Source organism: Acidimicrobiia bacterium (genome assembly GCA_040289475.1).
Taxonomy (GTDB): domain Bacteria; phylum Actinomycetota; class Acidimicrobiia; order ATN3; family PSLF01; genus PSLF01.
On the sequence record PSLF01000004.1, the window covers coordinates 72458 to 91064 of the forward strand.

Consider the following 18607-nt stretch of genomic DNA (forward strand, 5'->3'; position numbering starts at 1 on the left):
CTGAGAAGAAACCGAATACAGAGAGCATTGCGAACAGCATAATTTGCTAGGCCCCTCTATGATCGATCCAATGCGAATTCCTCGCCACATCGCAACTTTCGTTCGTTTAAGCCCAGACCCTGATAGAGCCGGGGCGGCCTTGGAACGCCTTCTTGAGCTAGTTCCAGCCAACGTTGAACCCTTTTTTAGCCCCGATGCCGAGCGTGCTGCAGCCCGGCTGGTCAAGCTCTTGGCTACATCGCAGGCAGCTTTACGCTATATCTTGGACGACCCTGAGGCCCTAGAAGCGGTGGCAGAAGGGCTGGATTCCCCGACGATCCCAGATGTAGCTCAAGCGTGGCACCTTCTGGGGGATAGAGAACTCTCGGCGGGAGAGCGAGCTGCGGAGGATCACGTTCACTTTCGCAGACTTCTCCTGCGCTTCCGCAGGAGGGAGTGGATGCGTATTGTTGCAGCCGACCTCGCTGACGAAGGATCCTTTGAAACCTACACCGCTCGCTACTCCGCTGTAGCCGATCTGTGCATCCGTAATGCCTGGAGCCGAGTCGGCGGTGCGGAGATTGTGGGAGTCATTGCCCTGGGAAAACTCGGGGGACAGGAACTCAACTACTCTTCCGACGTCGACTTGGTGTTCGCCTCAGCCGATCTTAGTGCGTCCCAGGAGAGCCGTGTCGAGACGAATCTTGGCGAGTCAATGGTTTGTGGTGCAAGGTCCGCGCAGTCGGGGACAGACAGCGCTGATGTGCCCGGCACAACGACTGAGCGAGTGTCTTTAGATGAAATGGCCTTTACGTCTTCGTCTTCAGCCGCCCTAGTCAAAGAGTTCATGACGCTTTTGGCAGGAGAGGTGCCTGCAGACAGAATCTTGCTCGTAGATCCAGATTTGCGACCCGAGGGTCAGTCTGGACCGCTCGTACGCTCTGTCTCCTCCTATGAGAAGTACTGGAGCACGTGGGCCGAGCCATGGGAGATCCAATCGTTAATAAAAGCTCGCCCTGTAGCTGGTCCCCAAAGCATTCTCCGAGCATTTATGGAAAAAGCCTCTACCTACCTCTGGCCCGACACTTTGGATGCAGAGGCCATCAAGTCCATACGCCATATAAAAAGAAGATCGGAAGCTCATGCGGCCCGCACTACTAAAACTTTCGACATCAAGCGCTCGTCGGGGGGAATTAGAGACGTTGAAATGGCTGTGCAGCTTCTACAGCTCATACATGGTAGGCACGACGACTCCATTAGATGCCCAAACACTTTGGACGCTATCGACGCTCTAGAAGAGGGCGGATACATATCGGGGAACGACACGAGTCTACTGCGAGAGTCGTACGTATTTCTCCGGCGCGTCGAGCATCGACTTCAGCTGAGAAACGACACCGCTCGATATGACCTTCCCAAGGATCCACGCTCGTTTCGCGTGCTAGCCAAGTCCATGGGCTACTCCGACACTAAAGCTGCTTCGGCAGAAGAGCGCTTCGACAATGCGTTTACGGAGGTGACAGCAAAGGTGAGGGAACTCCATCGTCGCCTCTTCTTCAGGCCGTTACTAGAAGCATTCGCCGCTCTTCCCAAATCAAATACCTCTGAAACCGGGCGCTCCGATGTTTTGGACATAGCTGTGGCGGAAGAGCGTCTTAGGGCCTTGGGGTTTCGGGATACCCGACGAGCAAGGGCGGGCTTAGAGGAGCTGACGAAAGGAATTTCTCGCAAGAGTAGGCTAATGGCCCAACTTATGCCACTGATCTTGGAGTGGCTTTCCGAGTCTCCCGATCCCACAACCGGTTTAGTCAACCTACGAAATCTCGTAGGAGCAGTCGGCGACCAAGTGGTACTGGTCTCTACTTTCAGAGAGAATCCTGCGGCTGTCCAACGCTTGTGCAAAGTTCTCGGTACTTCGAAGGTAGTAGCGGACTTGCTTATTCGAACCCCTGAGCACATCCATGCCTTCTCCGATGATCAGGAGCTCTTGTCAAAAAAAGACGATACAACTCTGGTGGAGGAGGCCCGCAGAACAGCATCGTGGAGGAGCGGGTACCGAGAAATCCTCGAAGGAACACTTCGATTTTGCAATCGAGAGCTGGTGCGCATAGCAACCAGAGATCTTCTTTCCAATGATCGCTCCGAGGTTGAGGTTGTGGCCCAGGAGCTGTGTGGTGTCTCCCAGGGTGCGATCACTGTACTCCTCGATGCTGCGGTCTCCGATTTAGGAAAGCCTCAAATCCGATTCTGTGTAATAGGACTCGGAAGTTTCGGGGCTCGGGAGATGACTTACTCCAGTGACATCGATGTCATGTTCATTTACGACACGGACCCCTCAGCTACCGACTCCGAGAAAAGAGATGCGGCAGGGGCGGCGCACTCTATTGCCACCCGCCTTCTACAGGATCTCAAGGGGCTAGGCACCCCAGGACCCGGACTCAACCTAGATGCAGATCTCCGCCCCGAAGGCCGCGCCGGGGTTTTAGCTCGAAGTCTCGATGCCGCCGTCTCCTATTACAAAAACTGGGCCGACACCTGGGAGTTTCAAGCGCTCGCAAAAGCACGGCCTGTCGCTGGAGACGAGCAGCTGTTTCGCCGCCTTATGGCAGAGGTAACGGAGCAGATCTGGCCCGCTCCGTTCCCCGAATCCAGGGCGCGGGAGATCCGCCTCATGAAAGCACGAGTCGAGCGCGAGCGAGGCTCACCGCAAAAGGCGTCCCGTCGTTTCGATCTTAAACTGGGACCAGGGGGATTAACTGATGTCCAATTTTTGGTGGAGCTATTGTCGCTGCGGTACGGAGCTGAGCACAACGAACTTCGATCCGGAAGCACGCTAGAGCGCTTGAGGGTTTTGGCAAAGCTCGGAAAAATACCTGAAGAGGACGCGCGGCGCTTAGAGGAGTCATACTTGTTGTGCAGCCACATCAGAAACAGAATCTTTCTTATCAAAGGACGGCAGTCGGACACCATTCCTTCCCGCCCAGAAGAGACAGTAATACTCGCCGAAAGTTTGGGATACATGGGGCATCCCCGCTCCCGCCTCCTCGATGACTATCGACGCGTCACGAGGCGGGCACGCACAAGCTTCGAACGCCTCTTTTACTCCGACGATTAGGCGGGATTACCGTTTTTTAACTCTCCGCTTGGCAGCAATACCTATCTCAACGGCCATACTCGAGGGAAGTTACGCCCTCGAGATCGGCGATCCTCATCACTGCTTGCTCAGGCTGAATACCAGGCTGACATCGCAGTACCGCATAGATGGTCCGGTCTTTGTCACCTCCTTCCTCCTCGAAGTCCAAGTGATCGAGTTCTAAAGGCCTCTTGGACAGCTCACGAATTAGAACCCCAAGGTCCGCTTTGCGGTCGTACTCAATCGTTACACTGAATCTGCCCGCGGTAAGAAACCCTCTCAGAGGTCTACGAAGGATCCTGAAGACCATCAGAGTCAAAACGCTTCCGAGCGTGACCATGATGGCAGGGACGTACATTCCGAGGCCCGCTGCCAGCCCGATAGCAGCTACCACCCACAAGCTCGCAGCCGTAGTAAGCCCCCTGACTGTAGCTCCAAAACGCAGAATTGCTCCAGCTCCTAAGAAACCAATGCCCGAGGGAACTTGTGCAGCTACCCTAGATATATCTGTACGCGTGTTGTCACCGGCATAGGGAAGCATTCCGTACACAGATATAACTCCGAACAATGCCGCACCGACACTCACTAATGCGTGCGTTCTCAACCCCGCTGGTTGATCTCGAGCTTCTCTTTCTGCGCCGAGGATCAGCCCCAATACCAAGGCGGCCGCTAGCCGAGCAGCGATCTCTAGGTGGAGCCTCGTACCCGTCATAGCTTTAGCGTCCTTCTACAGATGGGTTGAACTCCGATGAACTGGAGTGAGCAGGCGGAACATTTTCTGTGAGCGAGAATCTCGTTTCGCTTTCTGCCGCTGAGAGCGAGCCCTGTTGTTCTCTTTGGTCTACTCTCTTCTTTCGGCGGCGTTCCCTGGCTACCGAGGCAAGCCAGACGACTATTGTCAACACGCCCGCTGATATTGCGGCAAATCCAGATGCGTACATAGCCCAAAACGTTGGCAATCCCAACCTGAGGTCCGGGAGTCGCCAGCTGTATTCGAGCCCGTAGTAGACGAGCATCCACGCCACCAGAAGGCCAGCTACACCTTGGGCTGCGGATGTAGTCGCGACTAGATGTTCCGAGAAGGGTCGGTTTGATAAAGCTATGATCCGTCCAGAAATTTTAGAGACAAGAGATCCTACAAAGACCCCAGCTGCTGAAGCTCCCAGAAGTGCAAGGGTCAGGCGAGTTTCGTCGGAGACAACGTTGAACTGGGATATCGTAAGCCTCCAGCCGGTCGCCCACATGAAAAAGGCAAAGACTCCTGCGGCAGTAATACCGCCGAGCAATGACTCTTTCCTCAATGCCCGGCAAAAAGCCAAACAAACGGACAAGGCGCCCAACAACACAATGGCGTAGGGCGTTCTTCTTAGGCCTTCCCGAACACCTCTTGTCCAGCCTGCTTCGGAGATCTGCATCTTCAGAACCTCGACGTCGCCGGGCGCAGCGGGTCTGTCGGAAAGCTTCGCCAAGTCGGCTCTAAGCTTGCGCTCTAGTGCCACTTCGTGAGCTTGACGGATCGACTCGGCCACCGACCCAGACACCTCGAGATCTTCCAGTAACGGCATGCCTTCTGCATGACGGGGGCGAGGGACCCCCAGCAAGGCAGCTATTGTCGGCGCAATCTGGCTTTGAGCAACATCTGCAGTGCTTCCCCCCTTTATCCCTCTACCCACTATCAGGAGAGGACTTCTGCGAGCTAGCCACTCATATCCTCCATGACCACCCTCGTCGCGGTGCCCGTGATCGGAGGTCACAATTAGGGTGTCACGGGAGAAGTCGAGAGTGGCTGCGATCTCTCCTACAAACCCGTCGACTATTTTCGCCGCGTCAAGTCCCTGACGTGAGAGAGCTCCGTATAGGTGACTCAATTCATCTACGTCTGGAAAGTAGAGGTACAGAAAGCTCGCTTTAGTCTGCAAGGCTTTCTTGGTAGCCTGAAAAGACTCGAAATCCTGCGGAACGTAGGATTCGATGTGACTAGGAGAACTCGGGCGCGCAAAGACTTCGGTGTTGGGTAGGTAAAAGCGCGTATTGAATCCTTCACCCACACCAGCAACGGCAGACGAAAGGCCGGCAGCCGCAACCGTTTCAAAAAGACACTCTACGCTGACCTCGCCTTTACTTTCGTTGAGAGGAAAACCGGACTGCACAGGGCCAACTCCGCACAAAAGATTTATCGCTCCCGGTGTCGACAATGATGGCACTCCGGTGACAGAGCGTAGGAATGCCGCATCGGGACGACGTCCGAGTGAAGACATATTCGGCAACTGTCTAGCAACATCGTCCCTCAAGCCATCGCTCACAACGAGTACGACTCGAGAAGACACAGCGGGGCTTGACTGTGCTGCGGGAAGGTCGTGTACGTAAAAACGCTTCGGATTCGCATAGTTTGCGCGAGTCCATCCGGCAGCTAAAATGCCGGCTATTCCGACGGCCAGCACTACCAGTAAAGCCAAGGCAGTGCGGAGTCGTGGTCTAAAGCGAGTATTTCCTATCGAGATCGATCGGTCTCGATCGCTCATTGGAGTCCTTTCTTTTCGAAAATTTATCTAGTCTCTTCTGCAACCCTCAGCAGTCTTCGACCTCAAATGAAATCCCCGTGGACTGCCCTGCTGTTGTGGTATCAGCCTTCGGTTTATGCAAGGTCCCGGTACTAGGAGCGTTCCCCAGTAGCTCCTAAGATTCTTTGTAGTACCTCCAAAAGAGCACGGAACAAATCCGGATGACCAACCACCAAAGCAGGAAAGGCAGTTTCTGAGACAACCTAGGGTTACGAGGTTGTGGTAACTCCACAAGCTTAGCAAAGACTGCGAATCGAGAATCGCTCGCTTCGAAAGAGAGTGCACATGGAACGAGCCCGCGAATTACTGGCCGCAGTGGACACAGGAGGAACCTACACCGACGTAGTCTCAGTCACCGGTCGAGTCGAAAAAGTACTCACCCAAAAAACATCTCTCGTGACCTCTGTAGAAGAGGGACTACTCAGAGCTGTAGGGTCCGTGCCTATAGATATTCTGGCTCACGGAACCACAGTGGCAACCAATGCGCTACTCGAGCGAAAAGGAGCTTGCATTGCACTCGTTACCAACAAAGGGTTCGCGGATGTAATTGAAATCGGTCGCCAAACCAGACCCGATCTATACGACAACTTCGCGGACCGACCACCTCCTCTCGTCCCACCCCAGCTCCGGTTCGAAATCGCGTGTCGCATGGGTCCCAATGGCGAAGAGCTAGTACCAATTTCCGAGAGCGAACTGGATCGGGTGTGTGGCCTGCTGCTGTCGGCACCCGAGCGAATCAGCTCGGTGGCTGTAAGCTTACTTCACTCCTACATCGACCCCTCTCACGAGAAAGCCGTCGCGCAAGTCCTACGCGACGCAGGATTCGACGTCGTCATTTCTTCAGAAATATCTCCCGAGTACAGGGAGTACGAGCGGACTTCCACCGTCGTTGCTACTGCCTATCTAAAACCAGTTTTGAAAAAATATCTTGGGGAACTGACGCGCCTTGCAGCCTCTGCCTACGTTATGACCTCAGCCGGCGGACTAGTTCCAGCCGACCACGCTGCCGAAAACGCAGCAGCCCTTTTGCTTTCAGGCCCTGCCGCGGGAGCAATAGCAGGCTCTCTCGCCGCCCTGGAATGTGGCTTCGAGGCTGCGGTCACCTTCGACATGGGCGGAACATCTGCGGATATTTGCATGATCCAAGGCGGGATCCCCGAGCCAACCCCTCAGATTAGGGTAGGAGAGCTGCCTATCCGCCTTCCTTCGATAGAGATCGTGACAATTGGTGCTGGAGGAGGATCGATAGCACGAATCGATCCAGGGGGAGCTCTTCAGGTCGGCCCTCAAAGTGCAGGGGCCGATCCGGGGCCCGCTTGCTATGGACGGGGCGGTCGTGAATTCACCGTCACCGATGCCAATCTCCTCACCGGTCGAATTCCTCCAGGACATTCCTTTCCCGAACTCGGACTCCTGGATATTGATGCGGCCAAAGATGCAATGCGACGCTGCGGCACAACACCTGAGGAGACACTCGCGGTCGTCAATGCCAATATGGAGCGAGCTCTAAGAAAAGTTACGGCTGAGCGAGGACACGACCCCTCTCAACTCGCCCTTGTCGCGTTCGGCGGAGCTGGCCCGCTTCACGCATGTGAGCTAGCAGAAGCTTTGGGGATGCCCGCCGTTGTCGTACCTCCTCGCGCTGGGGTCTTGTCTGCGCTGGGGCTATTGGTATCCCCTGCTGTCAAAGAGCTCGTGAAGAGTCGCCCAGATCCTCTAAAGCATGACACGCTACAAGAAGAAATGGAAGCTTTAGCTCTAGAAGCAGCAAAAATCCTTGAAAAATGGGGATTTTCGGTAACAGAAACTGTCGCCAGGATTGATTGCCGGTATAAAGGACAGAGCTTCGAGTTGCCCGCTGCGAGTATCGCGGACTTCCATGAAGTACACCGGAGGCGCAACGGCTATACCAGACCTGAGCTTCTTGTGGAGGTAACCGCTGTGCGCGCCAAAGCCTTTGGTCGCCCGCTCGGGCGCTATCAAGACCTCGTTTCCTCGGTAGTGCGAAAAGGGGTAGTTAGGGGACCGGACTCCATCGTGGAAGACGACTGCACTGTCTTCGTCCCCAAGGGATGGATTGCTCACGCGCATCAGAGTGGAGCATGGCTGCTGAGGAGGAGTGCGTGAGTTTGTCGCCAGGTGAACTACAGATCCTCAATGCACGACTAGCCGCTGTAGCCGAGGAAATGGGAGCGGTCTTGAGGCGAGCAGCCTACAGCCCCAACATCAAAGAGAGAGCGGACTGTTCCGCCGCGATTTTTACAGCAGATGGCGAGCTTCTGGCCCAAGCAGAACACATCCCGGTCCACCTTGGATCTATGCCAGCCTCGGTAAGAGCAGCAATCCAAGCCGACTTTGCAGATCTACCGCCCGGTTCACACGTTATTGTCAATGATCCCTACCAGGGCGGAACACATTTGAACGACATTACCCTCTGTACGCCAGTCCACAAAAAAGGTGAACTCGTGGCCTGGGTGGCGAACAGGGCACATCACTCCGATGTGGGAGGAATGACTCCCGGCTCGATACCAGCTGCTGCAAAAGAAATTTTCCAGGAAGGGCTGAGGATCGCCCCTCTCATCTACAGCGAAGAGATCCGGACCCTCATAGCGGTGAACTCCCGCACCCCGCACGAGCGGCTAGGGGATCTCGACGCGCAGCTAGGGGCAAACATTTATGGCGCATCTCGCCTAAGTGACTTCGACCATCGAATCTTCGGGGAGATACTCAACTACGGTGAGAGAAGAATGCGGGCAGCTCTGGGCCGCTTAGCACGCGGAATCTACGAGTTCGAAGACTTCCTTGACAGCTTCGGCCCCTACCCCGATCAGCGTCGTCCTGTCAGGATCAAAGTAGTTGTGGAGATCGGCCCCGGCGTGTGTCGGTTTGACTTTTCCGGCTGCGACGACCAGGTCGCAGGAAACACGAATGCACCCAAAGCCGTAACCGATAGCGCCGTCTCTTTCTCGCTTAGAAGCGTTGTCGATCCTACGCTTCCTCGCAATGGCGGTGTCATGAGGCCCGTCGAGATCGTGACCCGGCCAGGCAGCGTTGTCGACGCCCGGCCCCCTGCTGCGGCGGGAGCTGGCAACGTAGAGGTTAGTCAGCGTATCGCCGATGTATGCCTCGGAGCGCTGGCAAAGGCAGCTCCCGACAGAGTAGGTGCTGCCTCCCAAGGGACCATGAACAACGTGCTCATTGGTGGGGCCGGTTGGGTCTACTACGAAACTATTGCGGGCGGACAAGGCGCGAGGCCAAACAAGGATGGAGCATCGGCTACCCACACCGGCATGACGAACACAGAAAACACCCCCATAGAAGCCTTGGAGAGGACATATCCGATGAGAATTAGAAGATACGAAATCCGCAAGGGAAGCGGAGGAGCCGGGCAATACCGCGGGGGCGATGGAATAGTGCGCGAGATCGAGTTCTTAGAACCAGCAGTAGTGTCCGTCATATCGGAACGTAGGATCTCTGCACCGTGGGGGGTAGCGGGAGGTAGCTCTGGAGCACCCGGCAAGAACTGGCTTGTTCGAGCCCGGAACAAATCCGTCTCTGACGGCAAGCTACATTCACATGTGCCAGTCGCTGAGCACGAAGGCGCCGAAGAGCTGCCCGACAAAGTCACAGTCGAAGTCGAAGCTGGCGACATCTTGAGAATCGAGACCCCGGGCGGAGGCGGCTACGGTCCGCCACCGAGCGATCCCGAAGTTAGATAACTCAACCGACAAATCCCCCGATTCGACTAGTCCGAATCGACTATTACGCTCCGACATGAGGCCTAGCAATCGCGAACATGTTCCGCCGACATTCGGTAAGGACAAAGCCACCAGGCAGCGGGGGCAGACGGACGATTGAGTCCTTCGAACAGCCTCACACCGACGCTGTCTCTTACTCGCAGACAGGACTACTCTTAGGAGGGTTTGGCATTGGGAGCTATTGGACACATCTCACGAATAGCCCCGGCCGCTGCCCGGGAAACCGTCACGGCACTGGCTCCGACTCTTGCATCAAATGCTGAGCTTCGGCTGGCTGAGGTCGTATCCAGAATCTCTATAGCCTCCTGTGTCGACGAGTTGGGAGTTGAGCTCCAACGAAGTCTGCAAGACATTCTCGACACTTGCAATGCCGACGCTTCGGTAACAGTAGGATTGGTAGAAGACAACAAACTCAAGAGCTGGTCCCCGATCCCGCCAGGAGCTTCCCTCGAGGACTTCGATCCGAAAGCCCTCTCTTGTGTGGCTGATCAACTAATACGTATTTACCATCTGGGCTCGAGATCATCCCTGGCCAAGTTTTCGATAGGGCACGATATTTGCAAACTAGGCGCTATTGTCGTGACTTCGGAAACTCCCATTCAGCCACAGACCGCCCGATTGGTGGAAGCTCTGTCTCGAGTATGTGCCATCACTTTGGACAGGATCCAGCTACGCAAGCAGCTTGATAAATCTGATGCTGTGCGCTTGGAGTTAATCAATCAGCTTGCAAGAGCCTCCGACGAAGAGCGGGCGATTCTCGCTGGTGACCTTCACGACGGTCCGCTTCAGACATTGGCCACGCTCGGATATCAGCTTCAAATAGCCAAGTGGAAAGCTGCCAGGAGGCAGAGCCAAGAAGTGGCCGAGGCTATTGACAAAGCAGAACGGACGCTGAGAAAGGAGATGACCCGGATTCGATCGATGATGATCGATCTCGTTCCGTCTGAACTGGCCTCTACAGGTATAGCTGCTGCACTTCGGGAGTATGTCTGTCGCTTGCTTCCCGATTATCCACACGTCTCGGTGGAAATTGAGATCCCCGAGAACGGTCTCGAGTTGACAGAGGAGGTCTCCCGGATCTTGTACAGGGTGGCCCAAGAAGCAATTATCAACGCTCTCAAACACGCCAGGGCCAAAAAGATTGACGTTGCTTTGTATAGAAGGTCAGAGCCGCATTGCTTGGTCTTGGTAGTGCAAGACGACGGTCTAGGATTCGACCCCTCTGAATTAGAGCGAAAGTTTGCCCGAGGTCACCTTGGGCTCCGCTACATGACCCGGCGGATCGCATCGCTCGGAGGAGAGCTCAAGATTCGGTCGGCTCCGGGCTGCGGAACAAGGATAGAGGCTGTCGTCGCCATGCCGTAGAGCTAGTGAGCAAAAGCGGCCCCACTCTTCGCCACTCTCGCACCGTGCCACCCCCCGAGACCTCGACGCCAGCCTCTATCCGCCCGCTTTTAACCGTAACTGCTTGAAACGACGAACCTTCTCTCTTGCCTCTGAATCTCCTATGACTTCAAGTACATCGGCAGCGGCCCAAGCTACGTGTTTGTTGTCGTCTCCTAGAAGCCGAACCAGTTCGGACACAACTCTCGAGTGCCAACTGCCAAGAGAGCCAAAAGATGCGAGTTCTCCTAGTGCTTTTGCGGCGCGCCACCTAATGTGGCCGTTTTCATCATCCAAAGCAACGGTCAATGCCATAGCACACTCCTCTTGAGGAGGGTGATAGAACAATTCGCTGGTACCGTCGATCCGTCGTTCAGCGCCCAACGACTCCAGGGACTCTACTGCGGCGAGGCGGACATCTACGTCTTCGTCCCGGAGAAACGACGCCAAAAGCCCCACAGCATGGGGGTCTTTGCCACTACCGAGTTCTTGAGCGATCTTTCTGCGCAACTCTGGATCGTCTGGAAGAGATTCCGGTCGGGTGGACATCTAGGCATCCCATTGCACAACCAAAACTTGCCAGCTAGTCACCGCCTCTTGCAGCCTTCCTCTCACGGAAACTGCGAGTAGTCGGGAGTCCGTTTCTCCATAAAAGCTCGGACAGCCTCTAAAAACTCTGGTTTTCCAAACGAATCAGCATTTGCCGCGTCTTCCCGGGCTCTTGCCGCCCGCACCTGATCGGCCTCTGCCTCCTTGAGAATGCACTTGATCCGTTGCAGTACGCGCCCTGGGTAGGACGCAAGTGACGTAGCTAAGCCCAATGCCTCGTCGAGAGCTTTGCCAGGCTCAGAGAGCTTGTACGCAAAGCCGGCTTCGAGTAACCGCTGTGCCGAAATCCAATCACCCAGAAGTAGCATCTCGCGAGCCATCGTTCTACCCACCGCCAGTGGCAAGAGAACGCTGGATGCGGCCTCGGGGGCTATAGAGAGCGGAGCAAAAGGCATGCGCAGCCGAGCGTCGGAGGCCATGACCACAAAATCACAATGAAGCAGAAGCGTAGCTCCGATACCGACAGCGTATCCCTCGACTGCCGCAACTAGAGGCTTTGGGAAAGTCGAGATTGCATCTACGAACGGAACAAAGCCGTGTGGCTCGCCGTTGGAAGCCAGAGTAAAGCCCTCGGCCCACTCCCCGATGTCAGCACCTGCAGAAAAGTTATTCGAGGTGCTTCCGAGTACGGCAACCCTAACCGACTCAGAAGTTCGAGCGAGACTGAGGGCTTTCCGGACGTCGTCGTAGAGCCGAGTATTGAAAGCATTTTTCTTTTCCGGGCGGTCAAGAAGTATAAGCGCAACCCTCTCAGGTCGCTCCTCGTACTCGACAGTTTCGAGCGAAGACGTAGAGTTGTGGTCCCGGTCATTCATAAGCCAATCGATCCTCTAATTTGCTGACTTGAAGACGTTCTCCCTGTCGAATCGACCACTACAAGGGGCACCTTGTCACGCCCAATCGAATTGTTGAGACAACAGAGATCATCGAGTAAATATCCACCGAGGTGTCACCGGACATCAACTTGAACATCGTGGGTCGATATTGGAGAGGGGGCGAGAAGCGTTTTGGCCCCAGAGTCACGAAAGGCAAAGAGGCGCCTCGTAAGATGACCCTCAAAGATATGTGGAGGTGAGGGGACTTGAACCCCTGACCTCGGCCGTGCGAAGGCCGCGCTCTTCCAGCCTGAGCTACACCCCCGGGGACGTTGCCAAGCTTACGATCTATTTATGCACCCATCCGCTGGATTCCTCGTATCCGATTGGATCTCGCACGGCATTCGGCTTGGTTACAACGGCCCTCACTAGGCCCCTGCTATCTCGTAAGGGCCTTAGGATGGGTTATCTAACTTTTGGTGCAAGGCGGCCAGCGAGTGTGCAACCTCGTGTTGAATAGCGGTAATCGTCAACTCCGATCGGCTGCGCTCTATGGCACTGCGCGCCGCATCCGTTCTTGATCTCAGGCCCCGTGTGAGCGAGTCCGGGTAGTCCATCGTAGTTAGCAGTTGGTACAACTCATCCATAACCTGGAGCACTTCTTCTCCACGACCGATATCGCCTCTGCGAAGCGAGTCCAGCAAGTGCCGACGAAGCTCGCCGACCGTTTCGGCAACTCCACTGAGGTACTCAGCAATTCCTACTCCGACTTCGGCCGGGGTGGGAAGTCGACCATCTCTTATAAGACAGAAAGTCAGGTTCGCTTCGGCCAGTTCTTTTTCCGCATCCGCAATGAATCCTGCGTAACGCACCTGGGGCACTGGCTCACAACGCTCTATCGCTTCCTGGAGGAAAGCTCTGGCTTGTGCCATCAAACTCTCTGCTTCTTGCCAGTCGCGCCGGTGGGTTGCCCGTATCGAGTTGGCAGCGCATCGAGTAGCTTTACGACAAGCCTGAAGAGCAGCCTCCCTGGCCTCGTGCGCCATGTCTAGGTAAGCTCGGGCTTCGTCGGCGATTGGCGCAATGGGTTCCATTACCCTAAGGTACGGCTCAAGCTACTCACGCCCTGTCGGGAGGCATCTGAGAGGATCTTGGACTGCAGTTTGAGCTTCCTCAATACGGAGACATATGCAATAAGAAGAGCCCCGCACAACAAACTCAACAAAAGTACTGCCTTTAGGCCCGGTAGGAGGCCAATTACAAAGGTCACCGTAAACGCAGCGAGTAGGGTCTGGAAAACTGCCTTCCGTCGGCGACGAGCGCTGTACGAGCCCGCCGAGTTCCTAGCTACCTCACCGACATGCACTGCTGGTTGAAGATCAGGCCGACTAGGCACCATCGCGGCTGTGGAGGTAGGTCTTGACTTGTAGCCCGCATCATTTAGCGATCCTTCAGCGTATGCGCCCGTGTCTCCGCGATAGCGAGTTCTCGGCTCCCGGATGGAGCTAGTTCCGTATCCGTATCCCTTCGCCTCCGGGGGCGGCTCGATGGGGCGCCCATCAGGCCCGATTAGCCGAACCGTGGGTGGTGGGTGACCGACAATAGATGCCTCTTCCCACTGGTTGGCAGTCGAGATGCCCATCGCAAGAGGAGCAGTTCGGAGAAGCGCGATGTTTGCAAGCCTTCGATTGAAATCCAGAATGGACCCGTAAATAGCAAAGTCTCGCCGCTCGGAAAAAACCAATTGGGCGGCGACGACCGCAGCTACCACCAGTATCGAGATCAGCACAAGCACCACAATAACCGCCCAGATATCCCTACGCCTCTAGCGTACATGGAACGGAGGTAAAGTTGGTCAATAGGCACTAGATCTCAAGCGACTCCGTGGTGACAACGAGGTCTAAATCAGCTTTTTTTTCCGGGCAAGAGATGACAACACTTCGGCGACTTTCCCCGAAAGATCCTCTCTTTCGAGAGCGAGCTCAACAGTTGCTCTAATCCAATCTTCTTTTTTACCAATGTCGTAGCGAGTCCCTTCGTAAAGGTAGGCATAGACAGTCTGCTCCTCGAGGAGCTTCGCAATTCCATCCGTTAGCTGGATCTCTCCACCCTTTCCAGGCTCTATGCGTGACAAAGCGTCGAAGATCTCGGGAGTAAATATATAACGTCCTATAACAGCCAGATTGGATGGTGCCTCCTCTCTAGACGGTTTTTCTACAATGCTCTTGACCTCGAATAGTTGATCGTCGACTAGCTCAGGCTCGATTACACCGTAAGCTTCAATCTCCTCGATAGGAACTTCCATAACTGCTATCACACTTCTACCGTAGCGCTCGAACGCATCCATCATCTTCTTCAAAAGGGCGGCTCCGGCAGCGCAAATGTCATCTCCGAGAAGTACTGCAAAAGGGTTGCCCGCTACGTGGCTCTGGGCAACCAGCACCGCGTGACCCAACCCTAGTGGATCTTTTTGGCGAATATAGTGAATGTCGCCGATCTCCGATATAGCCCGAATCTCTTTTAACAAATCTTCTTTACCCGATCGCTCCAAGTAATGCTCAAGTTCGAATGATCGATCGAAGTGATCTTCAAGAGTTCTCTTTCCTCTTCCTGTGATGATAATGATGTCGTCGATCCCCGACTCGATTGCCTCTTCAACGACGTACTGAATCGCCGGTTTGTCCACAATCGGAAGCATCTCTTTTGGCTGAGCCTTGGTTGCCGGTAAAAAGCGTGTCCCCAAGCCCGCCGCCGGAATGACAGCTTTGCAGACCGAGTAGTGTTTGGAGACCTTCCCCATCCTCACCTCGCTAGCTTGATTTCGCTGGATCGGTTCCCTCGCCCAAAGAAAGCTCTTTCCCAGCCAGGAGTCTTTTAATATTTGGAGCGTGGCGCGCAGCTACTAAGGCAGCCATGGCGGCCACGACTCCCTTCTCGGGCCACGACCGTCCGAACAGCATCACCCCTCCGACGGCAACAGCCAACGCAGCCAAAGACGCAACCGATGCCTTCCTCGTGGCCTTTGCCAGAAATGCCCACACCGCTGCAGCCACTACTAACACGGGAGGGTAGGCCACTGCCAGCGCCCCGCCTCCTGTAGCAACACCTCTTCCGCCTTTGAATCTCATTGTGACTGGCCAGCTGTGGCCAACAACCGCCGCCAGCCCCGCAAGCGATGCGACAGCCCAGTGTTGGCCTAGTGCGAAACGGGACACCGCCACCGGGAGCGCTCCCTTTGCTGCATCGACAACAAAGACCAAAACCGCCCATCTCTTCCCAAGCGCCCTGGAAACATTGGATGCCCCTGGGTTACCCGATCCCACTGAGTAAATATCTACCCCCTTCGCCTTAGAAACCAGCACCGCGGTGGGAATAGATCCGACGAAATATGCGATACAAGCGGTGATTGCTATTGCGAGTGGAGTGTTCATCGGTGCTAGCCTAGATGCGTCATGGTCCCAATGGGGCTAAGTCTCCGAGTCCTGACTCAGAGCATGTTCCGGAGGTTGGATATGCCTACCTACGAGTACCGGTGTAGTTCCTGTGGTGAGCACGTAGAAGTCTTCCAATCGTTCTCGGACGATCCGCTTGAAGAGTGCGGGATCTGCGGAGGCAAACTAACGCGGGTATTTCACCCGGTGGGGATTGTATTCAAGGGATCCGGATTTTACTCGACCGATTCCCGTAGCAACTCTTCTGCAAATGCTTCCTCGGCCTCTAGCTCATCCTCTGAGGGGACTTCTCAAAAGAGTGGGGAGGTAGGAGCAGAGGGATCGAGCACCACAGCTTCTACCGAAACTTCGGATCGGGAATCGAAGATCGCATAAGTAAGGGATTCATCTCGCCTCCAAACCCACATAGAGCCGGGTTCGTTTGTCGTGCTCGATCAGATCGTTGATCGCACCAAGGAACGGCGAGACACCTATTTCGATGGGCCCGTCGCCACTCATATAACCCTACAAGAACCTTACTGCCCGGTGTTACGAGAGATGGCGATCGAGGCAGCCCGAGCCGAGGGACTCCCGCTACATGAGCGCGGAACAGTGGTGGTAATAGAGGGACCTCGCTTCTCCACGTTGGTCGAATCAAAGTGGTATGCCTCCAACGGTTGGGAGGTGGTAAACATGACTCAGTACCCCGAGGTCGCCTTGGCAAGGGAACGCCAGATTGCAGATCAATACAGCGACTTTCTAGTTTATGTACCCGAGCATGCTAGATCCACGGTAGTAGCCACCGAATGCTTGCGATGAAGAACACAGCGATAGTCGTCGACAACCTGACCAAAATCTACAAAGGGGCCAGCGGAGATGAGATTCGAGCCGTGGATGGCATCTCGTTCGAAGTCGAAGAAGCAGAAGTCTTCGGTTTGCTCGGACCCAACGGTGCCGGAAAAACCAGTACGTTAGAGATTCTCGAGGGACTTAGAGTCCCCACATCGGGCCATGCTCAGGTGCTCGGTATGGAGATCGGTCCAAACGGGGTTACAGATCGAGCGAGACTCACTGCTTCAATAGGTGTGCAGCTTCAAGAAAGTGCCTATTTTGAGGAGCTATCCCTAGTAGAAACTCTCAAGCTATTGGGATCTTTTTATCCTCGCTCTAAAGATGCGCGAGAACTACTCGCCACGGTGAATCTACTTGACAAAGCCTCTTCTCGGTACGGACAGCTCTCAGGAGGGCAGGCCCGCCGATTTTCTATAGCTGCGGCTTTGGTCAACGACCCCAAGGTGCTGTTCTTAGACGAACCAACTACCGGACTGGACCCTCAGGCCCGGCGCAACCTCTGGGAGCTCATCGAAGAAATTAAGTGCAGCCAGCGCGTAACCGTTGTTCTCACGACACATTACATGGAAGAAGCAGAAATCCTCTGTGACCGTGTCGGCATTATAGACGGCGGCAAGGTGGTAGCGCTTGACGCTCCCCGTACCCTAATCTCATCCCTCGGAGGATCATATGCGGCTTCGGTAGCAGCAACGGGCATAGACACGGAGTCGGTCGATGCGATACTGCAGGACTGCGGAGTGGAAGGAAGGATAAACGAAGACCTAGCCGAATCGGAGAGAGCAGTGGTCCACTTAGACTTCGTATCGCCCAGTCCCGCAAGTGTCTTCAAGGTCTTGGACAGACTTGCGGCTTTCGGAGCCGAGATATCCGATCTATCCGTGCGAAATGCATCTCTCGAAGACGTGTTCCTGACACTAACCGGAAAAGCTCTTCGTGACTGAGTCCTTATCTGCTGCACTCAAAATTGTCTTTAGAAATCGCCAAAACGTCTTTTGGGGATTCGCGTTTCCCCTCTTTTTTGTGCTGGCATTCTCTTTCTTCAAGGGGGGAGGTGAGCTCCTCGTGCGCACCGAAATTCTTGCGCCGGAGTCTGGACCCGCTGCCGACGTCGCCAATTTTTTGGAGACAACGTTGTCGGAGTCGCTTGCATTCCGGGTCTCTAGGATCGAGATAGCTGATACTCAGGCTGTATTGGAGTCGGACCTTCGATCAAAGGTCGAACATGGCACAGTGGATGCAGTCGTAGCCCTGAGGGACGCTCCCGGAGGGCCTTTGCCCAAGGTTTATCTGTCCGTAATCTACAACGAGGGGGATGTCCGTAAAAACGGAGTGATCCTCTCGACGATATCCTCCTTCGTCGACAAGACAAACCTTCGTGCCGCCGGAATAGCAGAGGGCTTTGCTCAGGCAAGCTTTTCTCCGGTTTCTACAAAGAAGGTGAACTTCTTCGACTTTACCTTAGCGGGATTTATCGCATACGGCGTCGCCACGATTTCGGTTATTGGCATTGCTTCTGCGATGGTCGGCTATCGCAAATCACAAATATTCAAAAGGTTAGCTTGCACACCTGTTAAACCGACTCGCTTCGTGTTAGCCCACGTTGCAGCGCGGCTACTGCTTTCGGTCATCCAAGTAATCGTAATTGTGGCTGTAGCGAAGCTATTAGGTGCTCACGTCTACGGCAATCCCGCATGGGCAGTAGCGTTGATCGTGTTTGGAAACGTAATCTTTCTAAACCTTGGGCTTGCCTTGTCAGGCGTTATTCGAGGAGGGCCCGAGGTGGCATCGGCAGCCGGAACGGCTATTACTTTTCCGATGTTCATCCTGTCTGGATCCTTTTTTTCCCTAGACAACCTGCCATGGGTAATACGTGCGATGGCAGAAGTGCTGCCTCTTACTCCCTTAGTGAGTGGAACAAGAAAAATTCTTTTAGAGGGCGCTTCTTTCGTGTCTCTCGGCCCTCAAATACTGCTCCTCGGGGCGTGGGTGGTGGGATCTTCGATACTCGCCGTGTTCGGGTTCAAGAAACTGCTAGGGCACGAGTAGGAGTCGCGTGGGGAAGTACTTGTGATTAGGCGGGGTCAGAGCG

General features: G+C 54.9%; 16 protein-coding genes and 1 tRNA gene. 8 read left to right on the forward strand and 9 right to left on the reverse strand.

Going from position 1 to position 18607, the window contains the following annotated elements; all coding sequences use genetic code 11:
* Positions 1 to 58 precede the first annotated feature (58 nt).
* Positions 59 to 3091: a bifunctional glutamine-synthetase adenylyltransferase/deadenyltransferase gene (locus C4318_03390; GenBank protein ID MER3454186.1), complete on the forward strand. Its 3033-nt coding sequence runs from the start codon at positions 59 to 61 to the stop codon at positions 3089 to 3091.
* A 46-nt stretch (positions 3092 to 3137) separates the two neighbouring features.
* Here the strand turns inward: C4318_03390 and C4318_03395 are convergent, their stop codons facing one another.
* Complete coding sequence (locus C4318_03395; protein ID MER3454187.1) at positions 3138 to 3821, reverse strand: hypothetical protein; 684 nt, start codon at positions 3819 to 3821, stop codon at positions 3138 to 3140.
* 4 nt (positions 3822 to 3825) lie between these two features.
* On the reverse strand, positions 3826 to 5631 hold the full coding sequence (locus tag C4318_03400) for a hypothetical protein (protein MER3454188.1): 1806 nt from the start codon (positions 5629 to 5631) through the stop codon (positions 3826 to 3828).
* A 324-nt stretch (positions 5632 to 5955) separates the two neighbouring features.
* Between C4318_03400 and C4318_03405 the strand changes: the two genes are divergently transcribed.
* From C4318_03405 to C4318_03415, 3 genes are all read left to right on the forward strand, one after another.
* Positions 5956 to 7797 carry a 5-oxoprolinase gene (locus tag C4318_03405; protein ID MER3454189.1) on the forward strand — a complete coding sequence of 614 codons (1842 nt, stop codon included), beginning with the start codon at positions 5956 to 5958 and terminating at the stop codon, positions 7795 to 7797.
* The gene (locus C4318_03410; protein ID MER3454190.1) at positions 7773 to 9389 is read left to right on the forward strand and encodes a 5-oxoprolinase; all 1617 of its coding nucleotides are present in this window, start codon (positions 7773 to 7775) and stop codon (positions 9387 to 9389) included. The genes C4318_03405 and C4318_03410 overlap by 25 nt, the downstream gene beginning before the upstream one ends.
* Positions 9390 to 9593: 204 nt before the next feature.
* Positions 9594 to 10793 carry a hypothetical protein gene (locus C4318_03415; protein ID MER3454191.1) on the forward strand — a complete coding sequence of 400 codons (1200 nt, stop codon included), beginning with the start codon at positions 9594 to 9596 and terminating at the stop codon, positions 10791 to 10793.
* 75 nt (positions 10794 to 10868) lie between these two features.
* Here C4318_03415 and C4318_03420 read toward each other — a convergent pair whose 3' ends face one another.
* The 7 genes from C4318_03420 to plsY all read right to left on the reverse strand — a co-directional run bounded on the left by C4318_03420 (position 10869) and on the right by plsY (position 15666).
* Positions 10869 to 11360 carry a hypothetical protein gene (locus C4318_03420; protein ID MER3454192.1) on the reverse strand — a complete coding sequence of 164 codons (492 nt, stop codon included), beginning with the start codon at positions 11358 to 11360 and terminating at the stop codon, positions 10869 to 10871.
* Between the two features lie 62 nt (positions 11361 to 11422).
* Positions 11423 to 12235, reverse strand: coding sequence for a hypothetical protein (locus C4318_03425; GenBank protein MER3454193.1), 813 nt, complete (start codon positions 12233 to 12235; stop codon positions 11423 to 11425).
* A gap of 251 nt (positions 12236 to 12486) precedes the next feature.
* Positions 12487 to 12560: transfer RNA gene (locus tag C4318_03430), tRNA-Ala, on the reverse strand.
* A gap of 130 nt (positions 12561 to 12690) precedes the next feature.
* Complete coding sequence (locus C4318_03435; protein ID MER3454194.1) at positions 12691 to 13329, reverse strand: haloacid dehalogenase; 639 nt, start codon at positions 13327 to 13329, stop codon at positions 12691 to 12693.
* Complete coding sequence (locus C4318_03440) at positions 13329 to 14033, reverse strand: hypothetical protein (protein MER3454195.1); 705 nt, start codon at positions 14031 to 14033, stop codon at positions 13329 to 13331. The genes C4318_03435 and C4318_03440 overlap by 1 nt, the downstream gene beginning before the upstream one ends.
* A 102-nt stretch (positions 14034 to 14135) precedes the next feature.
* Positions 14136 to 15035: a UTP--glucose-1-phosphate uridylyltransferase gene (galU, locus tag C4318_03445; GenBank protein ID MER3454196.1), complete on the reverse strand. Its 900-nt coding sequence runs from the start codon at positions 15033 to 15035 to the stop codon at positions 14136 to 14138.
* A 10-nt stretch (positions 15036 to 15045) separates the two neighbouring features.
* Positions 15046 to 15666 carry an acyl-phosphate glycerol 3-phosphate acyltransferase gene (gene plsY / locus C4318_03450; protein MER3454197.1) on the reverse strand — a complete coding sequence of 207 codons (621 nt, stop codon included), beginning with the start codon at positions 15664 to 15666 and terminating at the stop codon, positions 15046 to 15048.
* An 81-nt stretch (positions 15667 to 15747) separates the two neighbouring features.
* Here plsY and C4318_03455 point away from each other — a divergent pair, with 81 nt between their 5' ends.
* The 4 genes from C4318_03455 to C4318_03470 are packed head-to-tail and all read left to right on the forward strand — an operon-like array spanning position 15748 to position 18564.
* Positions 15748 to 16062 (forward strand): FmdB family transcriptional regulator, encoded by a 315-nt coding sequence (locus tag C4318_03455; protein ID MER3454198.1) that lies wholly within the window; start codon positions 15748 to 15750, stop codon positions 16060 to 16062.
* A 30-nt stretch (positions 16063 to 16092) separates the two neighbouring features.
* Complete coding sequence (locus tag C4318_03460) at positions 16093 to 16485, forward strand: hypothetical protein (GenBank protein ID MER3454199.1); 393 nt, start codon at positions 16093 to 16095, stop codon at positions 16483 to 16485.
* On the forward strand, positions 16473 to 17459 hold the full coding sequence (locus C4318_03465; GenBank protein ID MER3454200.1) for a hypothetical protein: 987 nt from the start codon (positions 16473 to 16475) through the stop codon (positions 17457 to 17459). The genes C4318_03460 and C4318_03465 overlap by 13 nt, the downstream gene beginning before the upstream one ends.
* On the forward strand, positions 17452 to 18564 hold the full coding sequence (locus C4318_03470) for a hypothetical protein (GenBank protein MER3454201.1): 1113 nt from the start codon (positions 17452 to 17454) through the stop codon (positions 18562 to 18564). The genes C4318_03465 and C4318_03470 overlap by 8 nt, the downstream gene beginning before the upstream one ends.
* The last annotated feature ends 43 nt before the right edge of the window (positions 18565 to 18607 follow it).